At 43.3% G+C, this 240-nt stretch carries 1 rRNA gene; it reads left to right on the forward strand.

Annotated elements, in window-relative coordinates:
* Positions 1-152: 152 nt before the first annotated feature.
* A 23S ribosomal RNA gene (locus AEA42_RS22690) occupies positions 153-240 on the forward strand; the annotation flags it as partial.

Raw genomic sequence — 240 nt, forward strand, 5'->3', positions numbered from 1 at the left:
GAAAAAAATTGAGTTCTTAAAACACTTGTTAAGTGTCTTGAATATTCAAGTCTAAGGCGAGTCCATCTTCTTGGTCGAAGATGAGACAAGTAAAACCAGCTGGTCGCAACAATTCAAGTGGCTCACGCAAGTGAAACCTATTTGGGTTGTATGGTTAAGCGACTAAGCGTATACGGTGGATGCCTTGGCAGTCAGAGGCGATGAAGGACGTAGTAACTTGCGAAAAGCGTTGGAGAACGA

This window comes from Shewanella sp. Sh95, assembly GCF_001308045.1.
GTDB lineage: Bacteria > Pseudomonadota > Gammaproteobacteria > Enterobacterales > Shewanellaceae > Shewanella > Shewanella xiamenensis.